This is a genomic window from Saccharothrix sp. NRRL B-16348, assembly GCF_001280085.1.
Lineage (GTDB): Bacteria > Actinomycetota > Actinomycetes > Mycobacteriales > Pseudonocardiaceae > Actinosynnema.
This window is the reverse complement of sequence record NZ_LGED01000204.1, coordinates 65,363-77,313: the sequence shown is the minus strand read 5'-3', so window position 1 is coordinate 77,313 and position 11,951 is coordinate 65,363. Positions and strand designations below refer to the sequence as shown.

Sequence of the window (11,951 nt, the reverse complement as noted above, 5' to 3'; positions counted from 1 at the left end):
CCGAATGGCTGCACCCGCAAGGAGGAGCGCCATGCTCACCGCGACGCGGACCACGACCATCCTGCCCGTGACCGACCCGGACAGGGCTTCCCACTTCTACACCGACCAGCTCGGCCTCACACCGCTCGGCGGCAGCGAGGACGGCACCCGCCTGTTCGAGCTCGGCCGCGGCGACGTGCTCGGCCTGATGCCGGCCGAGGAGGGCGCGCAGAGCGGGCACACCGTGCTCAGCTTCGAGGTCGACGACCTGAACGGCGAGATCGGCGAGCTGCAGCGGCGCGGCGTCCGGTTCGAGGACTACGACCTGCCCGAGCTGAAGACGGTCAACCACGTCGCCGTGTTCGGGTCCGAGAAGGCGGCGTGGTTCCACGACAGCGAGGGCAACGTGCTGTGCCTGCACGAGGTGACCGGCTGAGGACGGCGGGCCGGCTCAGGGGGTGCTGACGATCTCCTTGCCCAGCGGCATGAGGGAGACCGGCACCATCTTGAAGTTCGCCACCCCGAGCGGGATGCCGATGATCGTCACGCACAGCAGCACGCCGGTGACCAGGTGGCCGATGGCCAGCCAGATCCCCGCGACGATGATCCACACGACGTTGCCGATCAGGGACGGCGCACCGGCGCCGGGCCGGTCGACCACCGTGCGCCCGAACGGCCACAGCGCGTAGTTCGCGATGCGGAACGACGCCAGCCCCCACGGGATGGTGATGATCAGCACGCAGCACACCACGCCGGCGACCACGTACCCGACGGCCAGCCAGAAGCCGCTCAGGACCAGCCAGATCAGGTTCAGGATGAGCCTCACACGCCCATCTTGCCCGATTAAGCTCCCGTCCCGTGCCGAACAAACTCCGCTGGGGTGTCGTGGCGACCGGCGGCATCGCCGACGTCGTCACCGGTGACCTCCTCCTGCTGCCCGACGTCGAGGTGCTCGCCGTGTCGTCGCGGGCCCTGCCCAAGGCCGAGTCCTTCGCGGCCAAGCACCGGATCCCGCGTGCTTACGGCGACTACGCCGACCTGCTGGCCGACCCGGACGTGGACGTCGTCTACGTGGCGACGCCGCACGTCCAGCACCACGCGGTGACCCGGGCGGCGTTGGAGGCGGGCAAGCACGTGCTGTGCGAGAAGCCCGCCACGCTGACCCTGCCGGACCTCCAGGACGTGGTGGACCTGGCGCGCGAGCGCGGCCTGTTCTTCATGGAGGCCATCTGGACCCGGTTCAACCCGCTCATCGTGCGGATGGCCGAGCTGGTCGCGGCGGGCGAGATCGGCGAGGTCCGGTCGGTCCGGGCCGACTTCGGCTTCACGCTGGAGCACGACCCGGCGCACCGGCTGTGGAACAAGGCGCTGGGCGGCGGGTCGCTGTTCGACCTGGGGATCTACCCGGTGTCGTTCGCGCACCTGCTGCTGGGCGAGCCGGAGACGGTCGAGGCGCACGGGCGGATGGTCGACGGCGTGGACGCCGAGATCGGGATGCTGCTCGGCTACCCGGGCGGCGCGCACGCGTTGCTGGGGTCGTCGCTGGTCAGCCCGTTGAAGTCCGGCGCGGTCGTGTACGGGACGCGAGGGCTCGTCGAGGTGCCGGAAGCGGTGTTCAACCCCAGCCGGATCGTGGTGAACGGGGTGGAGCACCGCCACGAGCAGGAGGGCGCGGGGTACGTTCCGCAGCTGCGCGAGGTCGTGAACCGGGTGCGGGCGGGTGAGACGGAGAGCCCGTCCATGCGGCCGGCCGAGTCGTTGGCGATCCTCCGCACCCTGACCAGGGCCGCCGAACGGGTGGGCCTGACCTACGACGACGTGGCGGTGGGTTAGAGCATGGGCAAGAAGTGGGTGATCGCGGTCGCCGGGCTGGTGGGCGCGGCGGGGCTGGTCGTGTTCTCGCGGAGAGCTTCGGCGGGTGACGAGCCGGTGCGTGCCGCGGCGGTCCGGCGGCGTGAGGCGCCGCGGCGGGCGGACGTGCGGCGGGTGGGTGCGCGGCGGGTGCACCGGACGGCGCCGGTGGTGCGGCGGGTCGGGGCCGCGGCCCGTCGGTGACAGGGTGGGGTGTGTGGTGCGGCTGGTGCGTGGTGCCGGTGGTGCGGTGATGGCCGAGCGGTGATGGCGGTGCGGTGACGGTGGTGTCGGCGGTGTGGTGTCGGCGGTGCGGTGACGGCCGGGTGCGGGTTGGTGCGGTCAGCGTGCGGGGAGCAGGGCTTCCGTCACCTGGACCACCGCTTCGACGCGGCGGCCGCCGGGCGTGAGCAGGTGGCTCAACGCCACCCGCACGATCGTGTCCGCGATCAGGTGCACGCGCGCGTCCGGCAGCGCGGGCCAGTGCTTGCGGATGTGCTGGGCGAACACCGAGGTGGCGAGCGTCAGGACCGGTCGCCCCTTGGTGGTCAGCAGCGGCAGCATGTCCTCGGCGTTCGCGCCGTTCAGCACGGACCTGGCCAGCGCGTCCCGGCCGGCCAGGTCGAACGCGTACCCGATGCTGCGGCGCAGGCCCTCTAACGGGTCGGACGTGCTCAGCAGCTGCGCGCGCACGCCGTCGAGGAACTCGGCCGTCTTGTGCAGCGCCACGGCCTGCACGAGCCGTTCCTTGTTGCCGAACTCGTTGTAGACGGTCTGCCTGCTCACGCCCGCCTTGGCGGCGACCTCCGCCATGCGCAGGCCACGTGAGCCGTGTGCCGCGATCAGCTCCACCGCCGCGTCGAGCAGTGCCCGGGTGAGTTCCGTCACGGCGCAAAGCTTGGCACAGCGCATAGGGTGCGAACCGTGCCGCTGACCGTGGGATTCGACCTGGACATGACGTTGATCGACCCCAGGCCCGGCATGGCCGCGGTGATGGACGCGGTCGGGGCGGAGAGCGGCTACCCGTTGGACGGCGCCCACTTCGCCGCCAACCTCGGCCCGCCCCTGGACATGATCTACCGCGACTTCGGCGTGGTCGAAGAGGACATCCCGGGGTTGATCGCGCGGTTCCGCGAGCTGTACCCGGACGTCGTCATCCCGGCCACGGTCGCCCTGCCGGGCGCGGCGCAAGCGCTTGCGGCGGTGCGTGAGCTGGGCGGGACGACGATCGTCGTCACCGGCAAGTACCGGGCCAACGCGGCGCTGCACCTGGCCGCGTTCGACTGGGAAGTGGACCACCTGTTCGGCGAGCTGTGGTCGACCGGCAAGGCCGAGGCGCTGAAGGCGCACGGCGCGGCGGTGTACGTGGGCGACCACGTGGGTGACGTGCGCGGCGCGAAGGCGGCCGGGGCAGTGGCCGTTGGAGTGGTGAGTGGGCCGTGCGACGCCGAGGAGTTGACGGCCGAGGGCGCGGACGTCGTGCTGGCCGACCTGACGGAGTTCCCGGGGTGGCTGCGGGCGAACGCCGACCGGCTGCTCAGCGCCGGGGCCGGGCGCTCCGCACCGCGCTGAACACGGCCAGCGCGAGCCCCGCGGGGGCGAGCAGCCAGCCCGCGGCGAACACCCAGGCGGGCAGGCCGGGTTCGCCGGCGATGAACATCGCGACGATGGCCGCCACGCCGAGCACGAACAACGCCACTGCCGGCGGCATCAGCTTCGGGGTCGACATGGGCTGCAGCGTAGTCGCGCGATCGGAGGTGCCCCGGTCGTGGTGTTCTGGATAGTCTGGTGGGACGCGCCTTGGGCACGCCCAGGGCGCGTTCGTCGTGTGATCGCATAAGGATTGGTGAGAACGGTGCCGACCGGCAAGGTCAAGTGGTACGACTCGGAGAAGGGCTTCGGCTTCGTCACACAGGACGGTGGCGAAGACGTCTACGTGCGGAAATCCGCGCTGCCTCCGGGTGTCGAGGGCTTGAAGGCCGGTCAGCGGATCGAGTTCGGCATGGCCGAGGGCAGGCGCGGTCCGCAGGCGCTGTCGGTCCGGCTGATCGACCCGGCGCCGTCGGTGGCCGAGGCGCGTCGTCGGCCGGCGGAGGAGCTGCACGGCTTGATCGAGGACATGATCAAGCTGCTGGAGATCAAGGTGCAGCCCGAGCTGCGGCGGGGGCGGTACCCGGAGCGGAAGAACACGAAGCTGATCGCCGAGGTGGTTCGGGCGGTGGCTCGGGAGCTGGATCCGTAGTCACTCGGCGGTGTGTGGTGCTGTTCGGCTCGATTTGACATGGGGCCCTTACGGGCACTCCAGGCAGGCCAAAGCCGGCAGGCCCGGCGGGATAAAGCGTCCCGCCAGGCCTGCCGGCTTCGACCAGCCTAAAGCACCCGAACCCATGTCAAATCGGGCCTAGGTGGGGGTGTGGCGGGTCCGTTGTGCGGCCGGTGGGTTCGTGGGTGTGGGGCTAGTGGGAGCGGTCGTCTACGGAGAGGACCCAGGTGCCCCGGGCGACGAAGTCGAACGCGCCGGTGGTGCTGGACTCGATTCGGGCGCCGTATTGCTGGACCTCGACGCTTTCCAGTTGGTCGTCGGGGTTCGGGAGCACGAGGGTGTAGGCGAACTTCGGGTCGCGTTCGGTGAAGAGTTTGCTGCGCAGTGGTTCTTGGGGTTCGCCTTGGGCGTTGCGGTAGGTGAACTTCACCGACCAGGCGGTGTCCGCGAGGTCGCCCGGGACGGAGATCTGGACCGGTTTGCCCGGGCGCACGCGCAGCACGCCGACCGCGTCCGGTGCGACGTCGCAGTTCTCCGATTGCAGGTCGCAGTACTGGGACGGCTTGACGTTGATCGTCTTGCCGTCGGCGTAGAACGTCACCTCGGGGGCGGTGGGTGGCGCCGCGCAACCGGCGAGGACCAGGAGCGACGCGGGGATCAGGACTCGGCGCACGGCGGTCGAGCCTACGTGCCCGGCCTGGGCACGACGGGTGCGGGCCGCAGTGGGCGGTCGCCGCCCAGGCCCGGGATGAGGGTGGTGCCCCGCTTGGTCTGCACGGTCTGTGCCAGGCCGACCGCGAGCAGGACGGCGAGGACGGTGAAGCCGATCCAGTACTCGGTGGGCAGCAGCACGCCGAGTGCGCCGCCGAAGACCCAGCCCAGCTGGAGGATGGTTTCCGAGCGGCCGAAGGCCGAGGCCCGTGACTCGTCCGGGACGTCGTCCTGGATGACCGCGTCGAGGGACACCTTGGCCAGTGAGCTGGCGGTGGCGCCGATCAGGCCGACGGCGGCGGCGGTGGCCAGGCCGGGGAGGACGGCGGCCACGACGACCGTGACCAGGGCGGCGGTGAGGCAGCCGATGACCACCTGGTCCGGGGCGCCGAAGTGCAGGCGTGCGCCGACGGCGTTGCCGAGGAAGCTGCCGATGCCGGCGGCGGCGGCGATCACGCCGAGCAGCAGCAATTGCATGAACGCGTCGCCCTCGGTTTGGGCGCGGACCACGAACGCGGCGAACAGCATGAGGAAGCCGGTCAGCATGCGGATCGCGCCGTTGGCCCACAGGCCGACCACGACGCTGCGGCCGAGTGGTTGGCGCTTCGGCTTCTGCGGCTTGGCGCGCAGCGACGTGGGCACCTCGCCCTCGGTGACCTCGACCCACGACGGGATGCGCAGGCAGTAGTAGGCGTTGGTGAGGCAGAGGACCGCGGTGAACCACAGGGCGCCCGGTGAGCCGAACAGGTTCGCGAAACCGGCCGCGACGGCGCCGAACACACCGCCCGCGGCCAGGCCGAACACCGTCATCCGCGCGTTGGTCTTGGACAGGGTGATCTCACGCGGCAGGACGCGGGGTGTGATCGCGGCCTTGAGGACCGTGAACGACTTGGAGAGCACCATGCTGCCCAGTGCCGCCGGGTAGAGGCCCCAGTTGTCGAAGTTCAGCGCCATCGTGATGGACAGGAAGACGCGCAGGACGCAGGACGCGGCCAGCGCCACCCGCCTGCCGTGCTGGATGCGGTCGAGCGCGGGACCGATGACCGGTGCCACCAGGGCGAACGGCGCGACGGTGATCAGCAGGTAGAGCGCGACCTTGCCCCGGCTCTCGCCCGACGCGGCCGAGAAGAACAGGGTGTTGGCCAGGGCGACCGCCATCGCCGCGTCGGCCGCGTAGTTCAGCATCACCGCGTAGGTGAGGGAGGACAGGCCGGACTGCTTGGCGCCGTCGGCGTGCGCGGCCTTGCGGAACGCGGCCAGCGCCTGGCTGCTGAGCTGCCTGGTGCGGAACCACGCCACGCGGGTGACGGTCAGCTTCTTCGGCAGCGTCGGGACGGTCGGTTTGTCGGCGTCCGGCGGTGGGGTGAAGCGGGCCGATTCACGGCGGGTGTGGTGGTCGCCGTTGTCGCCGCCGCGGCGTGGGTCGCCGTCGCCGCGTGGGTTGCGTGGGTCGCGGTGGTCGCGAGGGGGCGGCGGGTCCGGTGGCGGCGGCGAGCCGGGGGTCGGGTACGGCCGGGTGCGCGGCTTGTACTCGTCGTCCTCCCACGGGTACCGCCGCGACTGGTCTTCCGGCCGAGGGGGTGTCACGTGTCCAATCCTGCCTCACCCGGTGCGGGCTGTCTCACACATTGCCGCCGGTGAGCACGGTGGCGATGGTCTCGCCCGGGATGTCGGCCACGGCGATCGCGGCGAGGCCGATCGCGCCCGCCGGTTCGAGCACGAGGCCCAGCGTGGTCCGGGCCAGCGCCATCGCGTCCCGGATGGCGTCGTCGGGCACCAGGAGCATGTCGTCGACGAGGGCGCGCACCCTCGGGACGGCGGCGGGCACGGGCACCCGCACGGCGATCCCGTCGGCGATGGTGTCGATGGGCGTGTCGCCGACCGGACGGCCCGCCCAGGCACGGGCCAGGGCCGGCGCGCCCTCCGCGCACACGCCGACGACGCGGGTGTGCGGTGAGTGCTCCTTGATCCACCGGGCCATGCCGGTGATGAGGGCGCCGTCGCCGACGGGCACGACGGCGGTGTCGATCGGGCCGGCGCGGAGCAGTTCGACGGCGATGCTGCCCGCGCCCTCGGTGATGGCGACGTCACGGCCGTCCTCGACGAAGATCGCGCCGACGCGCTGGGCGTGGTCGCGGGCCGCGTCCTTGGCGCCGGTGAAGTCGCCCGGGACCTCGATCACGGACGCGCCGAGCGCCTTCATCCGGCGCACCTTGTCGCGGACGGCGGACTGCGACACGAAGACCTCGACCGGGAAGCCGCGGCGGCGGCCCACGTAGGCGACGGCCTGGCCGAAGTTGCCCGCCGACGCGCACACCACCGGCCGTCCGGGCGGCAGCGTGGCGCCCATGAAGTCCGCGCCGCGGCCCTTGAAGCTGCGCAGCGGGTTGACCGTCTCGACCTTGACCAGCACCCGGCGGTCCAGGGCGGCGCAGAGCTGCTCGTCCACGTACTGCGGTGTGCCGCGGAAGACGGGGTCGATGGTCTCGGCGGCACGGGCGATGTTGTCGAGGTCGATGTCCACGTCCGAGACGGTAGGTCACGACCGGGTGAAGCGGACCCGGAAGATCGTCGGCCAGTTCTTGCCCGTGACGAGGAACTCGTCGGTGCCCGGCACGGCCGCGATGCCGTTGAGCACGTTGCTCGCCGGCACGTCGGCCGGGCGCAGGCCGCTGAGGTCGACGGTGTCGGTGACCTGGCCGTTCGCCGGGTCGATGCGCACCACCTCGTCGGTCTGCCACACGTTGGCCCACACCTGGCCGCCGACGCACTCGAGTTCGTTCAAACGGGTGACCGGCTGCCCGTCGCGGCGGACGGCGACCGAACCGGTCTCGGCGAACGAGGCGGGGTCGCGGAACGCCAGCTCGTCGCTGCCGTCGCTCATCACCAGCCGGTCGCCGTCACGGCACAGCCCCCAGCCCTCGCCCTCGTACGTGACGCGCCTCACTTCTTCGAGAGTGTCCCGGTCCCGCTCGATGGCCACGCCGTCCCTCCAGGTGAGCTGCCAGATCCGGTCGCCGACGACGGTGATGCCCTCGCCGAACAGCGGTTCGGGCAGGTCGACGCGCTGCCGCAGCTCGCCGGAAGCCGGGTCGAGCCGCCGCAGCGACGACTGCCCCTCCAGGCCGGTGCCCTCGTAGAGGACGCCGTCCACCAGCTCCAAGCCCTGCGTGAACGCGCCCGTGTCGTGGGGCAGGGTGCCCAGCACCTCGACCCGCGTTGGGCCGCTCGGCGGGGTGGTGCACGCCGCCGACAGGACGAGGACCGCAGCCATCAGGAGCCACCGCACGTCCAAAAGGGTGGCACGTGTGCGCGGGGCGGCGCAGACGTGCGGCACAATTCATCCCGTGACCGCCACGCCGACCCGCCAGCCCGATCCAGCGCTCGCCGACCCAGCGGCAGTCCGGCTCGCCCGAGCCGCCGCGCAAGAGGAGGCGGGCGCGGAACGCGTCGGCGACCACGTGGGCACCGTCGCCGAGGACGCCGTGTCGGCGACGCACCTGTTCGAGGCCGACCACGCGGGCTACCAAGGCTGGAACTGGGCCGTCACGGTCGCGTTCGCGGGCCCCGGCACGCCGCTGTCGGTGAGCGAGGTCGTGCTGCTGCCCGGCGACGACGCGCTGGTCGCGCCCGAGTGGGTGCCGTGGCACGAGCGGGTGCGGGCCGGCGACCTCGGTGTCGGCGACCTGCTGCCCGCGCCCGAGGACGACCCGCGCCTGGCACCGGGGTACGTCGGCTCGGACGACCCGGCCGTCGAGGACGTCGCCCTGGAGGTCGGCCTCGGCCGCGTGCGCGTGCTGTCGCGGGAGGGTGTGCTCGACGCCGCCCAGCGCTGGCACGGCGGCGACTTCGGGCCGCGCAGCGAGATGGCCCGCAGCGCACCCGCCACCTGCGGCACCTGCGGCTTCTACACCCGGATCGCCGGGTCGCTCGGCGCCGCCTTCGGGGTGTGCGCGAACGAGCTGACGCCGGCCGACGGGCACGTCGTGCACGTGGAGTACGGGTGCGGCGCGCACTCCGAGGTCGAGGTCGAAGGCGGCCCGCTGGTGCCGGTCGCCGAGGTCGTCTACGACGACGCGGTGCTCGACGTCGAGGCCAACGTCGAGAGCGGGAAGTGAGCGCGGACCCGTTCGGCACCGAGGCGCTGCGCGAGTCGGTGCTGGCCGCGTGGCGCGGCTCGCCCACGCGGTTCCGGGAGGACGCCAACGCCGAGGAGGACCTGCGGCTCGGCGGGTACCGCGACCGGCTGCTGGTGGAGCTGGCGCAGAACGCGTCCGACGCCGCCGGCGACACGCCCGGCGTGCTGCGACTGTCCCTTGTGGACGGTGAGCTGCGCGCGGCGAACACGGGCGCGCCGCTGGACGCGGCCGGTGTGGCGGCGCTGGCGTCGCTGCGGGCGTCGTCCAAGGCCGCGGACACCGTCGGGCAGTTCGGCGTGGGTTTCGCGGCCGTGCTGGCGGTGACCGACGAGCCGCGCGTGGTGTCGACGTCCGGCGCGGTGGCGTTCTCGGCCTCCCGCACGCGAGAAGCGGTGCCGTCCCTGGCGTCCGCGCGCGGCGGTGACGTGCCGGTGCTGCGGCTGGTGTGGCCGTCGGACGAGACCGACCTGCCGGACGGGTTCGACACCGAGGTCCGGCTGCCGTTGAAGGTGCACGCGGACGGGCTGCTGGCCGAGTTCGCGGCGCAGGTGCCCGACCTGCTGCTGGCGTTGCCCGGGTTGCGGCGGGTCGAGGTCGGCGAGGAAGCGTGGGAGCGGTCCGAGGCCGACGGCGTCGTGGTGCTCACCGGGCCCGGCGGCGACCAGCGGTGGCTGGTGCACCGGGTGGGTGGCGAGCTGCCCGCGTCGCTGGTCGCGGGCGTCGAGTCGCGCCCGCACTGGTCCGTGTGCTGGGCGTGGCCGATGGACGAGCCGCTGTCCGGCGACGTGCTGCACGCGCCGACACCCACCGACGAGAAGCTGTCGCTGCCCGCGCGGCTGATCGCGACCCTGCCCGTGGAACCGTCGCGGCGGCGGGTGCTGGCGGGCGCGGCGGCGACGTTCGTGCTGGAGCGGGCCGCGTCGGCGTACCCGGAGCTGGTGGCGAAGCTGCCCGCGGTCGAGCGGACGTCGCTGGTGCCGCTGCCCGGGTTCCCGCTGTCCGAAGTGGACGATCGGTTGCGGACCGGGATCCTGGCCGCGCTGCGGACGGCTTCGTGGCTGCCGCTGGCGGACGGCGAGTGGGCCGCGCCATCGACCGCGAAGGTGCTGGACCTGGCGTCGTTCGAACTGGTCGAGCTGCTGGAGGACGTGATCCCCGGGCTGCTCGACTACGAGCTCACGTTGCCGCCGCACGCGAAGGCGTTGGCCGCCTTGGAAGTGCCGCGGCTCGACGTGTCCGAAGTGGTCGCGGCGCTGGCCGGCGTCGGCGGCGACCCGTCGTGGTGGCACCAGGTGTACGACGCGCTGTCGCCCGTCGCGGACGTCGACTCGACCGCGCGCGAGGCGATGGGCGGCCTGCCCGTGCCGCTGGTCGACGGTCGGGTGGTGAGCAGCCCGCGCGGGGTGCTCGTCGGCACGGACACGGAGCAGTTCTCGGTGTCCGGGCTGCGGATCGCGCACCCCGAGGCCGCGCACCCGCTGCTGCTGCGGCTGGGCGCGACCGAAGCCGGACCCGCGGAACTGCTCGACTCCGACGCCGTGCGCGAGGCCGTGCACCGCAGCCTGGACGACCCCGCGTTGGACGGCCCGGAGCTGGTGCGGACCGTGCTGCGGCTGGTGTCGCGGGCCGGCGGTCGGCCGTGGCTCGCGGAGCTGGCGCTGCCGTCGGCGGACGGCGAGTGGCGGCGCGCGGACGAACTCGTGCTGCCCGACTCGGCGCTGCTGGCCGTGCTGGAGCCCGACGCGCCGTTCGGGGTGCTCGACGCCTCGGTGGCGGCCGAGTGGCCGCGGTCGGTGCTGACGGACGTCGGCGTGATCGACGGGTTCACCGTGGTCGACGACGACTCGCCCACCGAGCCCGACCACGACCTCGCCGACGAGGGCTACTGGTGGGACGCGTTCGACGTGCCGCCCACGCGGGTGCTCGGCATCCGCGACCTGGACCTCGTGGCCCGGGACAAGTGGCCGCAGGCGTTGGCGATGATGGCCGCCGACCCCGTGGCGTGGCGCGCGGTGAGCGAACCCGACGGCTACACGGGCTGGTGGCTGGCCCGTTACGCGACGATCGACGGCGTGCCGCTCGGGTCGTGGCGGCTGCCCGAGGCGGACGGGCTGGAGGGCCTGTACGACGTGGTGCCGTCGATCGGCGTGCCGCCGCACGTGCTGGCCGCCGCCGGGGTGCGCACGTCGTTGAGCGTGGTGGACTCCGACGACGTGACCGACCTGATCGCGCGGCTCGGTGATCCGGCGCGGAAGCTGTCCGACGCGTTGGTGCTGCGGGTGCACGCGTCGCTGGCGGAGGTGGCGGACTCGGTGAGCGTCGAGCCGCCGGACCGGGTGCGGGTGCTGACCGGTGCCGCCGAGCCGGCCGACGACGTGCTGGTGCTGGACTCGCCGTGGCTGCTCGGCGTGCTGCCGCCCGCGCAGGTGCTGGCGTCGTCCGGCGCGGCGGCGGAGCTGGCCGAGCTGCTGGCGCTGCCGTTGGCGTCGGAGGAGGTGTCCGGGTCCGTCGTCGGTGAGGGTGACGAGGTGATCTGGTCGGAGCTGGGTGCCGTGCGGCTGGCGTGCGACCTGCTCGGCGTGGAGTTGCCGGACGGTTCGCTGATCGTGCACGACGATCTTGTGGTGTCGGCCGAGGGCGCGGAGCACTCGGTGTCGTGGTGGGTGGACGACGCGGCCGGGAGCGAGTCGGTCGTGCACGCCGCCGACACCCCCGAGGGTTTAGCGCGCGCTCTGGCGTGGACCACGGGCCGGTGGGACGATCGGCACACGTTCGCCGCGCTGATCGCCGACCCGACCCCGGCGGTCCTGCTGGGCTGACGCGCCGGGCTGCCGCCAAGATCACCCGATCGGGCAAGCGTCTCCGGGGATGAATGGAAATCCCGGATTTGTTGCCGGAAATGAAGGAGGCGCGGCGCCCCGGCCCCCAGTGTCAGCCGAGGGGTCGGCGAGGCCGTCGGCAGCGGGCCGTTGGTGGATCAGCGGTGGGTCGGCGGCGGGCCGCCGGTC

The 11,951-nt window shown here is 72.8% G+C and carries 14 protein-coding genes; 7 read left to right on the top strand and 7 right to left on the bottom strand.

From position 1 onward, the window contains the following. The first annotated feature begins 31 nt into the window (after positions 1-31). Positions 32-415: a VOC family protein gene (locus ADK67_RS23465; RefSeq protein WP_053718634.1), complete on the top strand. Its 384-nt coding sequence runs from the start codon at positions 32-34 to the stop codon at positions 413-415. 15 nt (positions 416-430) lie between these two features. On the opposite strand, the gene ADK67_RS23460 is transcribed toward ADK67_RS23465, so the two are convergent. Then, a complete protein-coding gene (locus tag ADK67_RS23460) occupies positions 431-805 on the bottom strand; it encodes a YccF domain-containing protein (RefSeq protein WP_053718633.1) in 375 nt (124 codons plus the stop codon). Positions 806-837: 32 nt separating this feature from the next. Between ADK67_RS23460 and ADK67_RS23455 the strand changes: the two genes are divergently transcribed. Both ADK67_RS23455 and ADK67_RS23450 read left to right on the top strand, forming a co-directional pair. Further along, the gene (locus ADK67_RS23455; RefSeq protein WP_053718632.1) at positions 838-1,812 is read left to right on the top strand and encodes a Gfo/Idh/MocA family protein; all 975 of its coding nucleotides are present in this window, start codon (positions 838-840) and stop codon (positions 1,810-1,812) included. 3 nt (positions 1,813-1,815) lie between these two features. Then, a complete protein-coding gene (locus ADK67_RS23450) occupies positions 1,816-2,034 on the top strand; it encodes a hypothetical protein (protein WP_053718631.1) in 219 nt (72 codons plus the stop codon). Between the two features lie 138 nt (positions 2,035-2,172). Here ADK67_RS23450 and ADK67_RS23445 read toward each other — a convergent pair whose 3' ends face one another. Next, a complete protein-coding gene (locus tag ADK67_RS23445) occupies positions 2,173-2,718 on the bottom strand; it encodes a TetR family transcriptional regulator (protein WP_197289581.1) in 546 nt (181 codons plus the stop codon). Between the two features lie 36 nt (positions 2,719-2,754). On the opposite strand from ADK67_RS23445, the gene ADK67_RS23440 reads away from it, so the two are divergent. Then, the gene (locus tag ADK67_RS23440) at positions 2,755-3,402 is read left to right on the top strand and encodes an HAD family hydrolase (protein ID WP_053718629.1); all 648 of its coding nucleotides are present in this window, start codon (positions 2,755-2,757) and stop codon (positions 3,400-3,402) included. Here ADK67_RS23440 and ADK67_RS23435 read toward each other — a convergent pair. Continuing rightward, entirely contained in the window at positions 3,368-3,559 is a 192-nt protein-coding gene (locus ADK67_RS23435) for a hypothetical protein (RefSeq protein ID WP_053718628.1), read from the bottom strand. The two genes, ADK67_RS23440 and ADK67_RS23435, sit on opposite strands and share 35 nt — an antisense overlap. Before the next feature lie 126 nt (positions 3,560-3,685). Here ADK67_RS23435 and ADK67_RS23430 point away from each other — a divergent pair, with 126 nt between their 5' ends. Continuing rightward, positions 3,686-4,072 carry a cold-shock protein gene (locus ADK67_RS23430; protein ID WP_053718627.1) on the top strand — a complete coding sequence of 129 codons (387 nt, stop codon included), beginning with the start codon at positions 3,686-3,688 and terminating at the stop codon, positions 4,070-4,072. A 214-nt stretch (positions 4,073-4,286) separates the two neighbouring features. On the opposite strand, the gene ADK67_RS23425 is transcribed toward ADK67_RS23430, so the two are convergent. The 4 genes from ADK67_RS23425 to ADK67_RS23410 are packed head-to-tail and all read right to left on the bottom strand — an operon-like array spanning position 4,287 to position 8,078. Further along, a complete protein-coding gene (locus ADK67_RS23425) occupies positions 4,287-4,766 on the bottom strand; it encodes a DUF2771 family protein (protein ID WP_053718626.1) in 480 nt (159 codons plus the stop codon). Between the two features lie 11 nt (positions 4,767-4,777). Then, the gene (locus tag ADK67_RS23420) at positions 4,778-6,391 is read right to left on the bottom strand and encodes an MFS transporter (protein WP_053718625.1); all 1,614 of its coding nucleotides are present in this window, start codon (positions 6,389-6,391) and stop codon (positions 4,778-4,780) included. Between the two features lie 34 nt (positions 6,392-6,425). Then, complete coding sequence (locus ADK67_RS51120) at positions 6,426-7,328, bottom strand: threonine ammonia-lyase (protein WP_053718624.1); 903 nt, start codon at positions 7,326-7,328, stop codon at positions 6,426-6,428. Positions 7,329-7,343: 15 nt separating this feature from the next. After that, positions 7,344-8,078, bottom strand: coding sequence for a glutaminyl-peptide cyclotransferase (locus ADK67_RS23410; RefSeq protein ID WP_053718690.1), 735 nt, complete (start codon positions 8,076-8,078; stop codon positions 7,344-7,346). A gap of 73 nt (positions 8,079-8,151) precedes the next feature. Between ADK67_RS23410 and ADK67_RS23405 the strand changes: the two genes are divergently transcribed. Both ADK67_RS23405 and ADK67_RS23400 read left to right on the top strand, forming a co-directional pair. Next, a complete protein-coding gene (locus tag ADK67_RS23405) occupies positions 8,152-8,922 on the top strand; it encodes a DUF3027 domain-containing protein (protein WP_231648326.1) in 771 nt (256 codons plus the stop codon). After that, on the top strand, positions 8,919-11,762 hold the full coding sequence (locus ADK67_RS23400; protein ID WP_053718623.1) for a sacsin N-terminal ATP-binding-like domain-containing protein: 2,844 nt from the start codon (positions 8,919-8,921) through the stop codon (positions 11,760-11,762). Before ADK67_RS23405 ends, ADK67_RS23400 begins: the two co-directional genes overlap by 4 nt. The last annotated feature ends 189 nt before the right edge of the window (positions 11,763-11,951 follow it).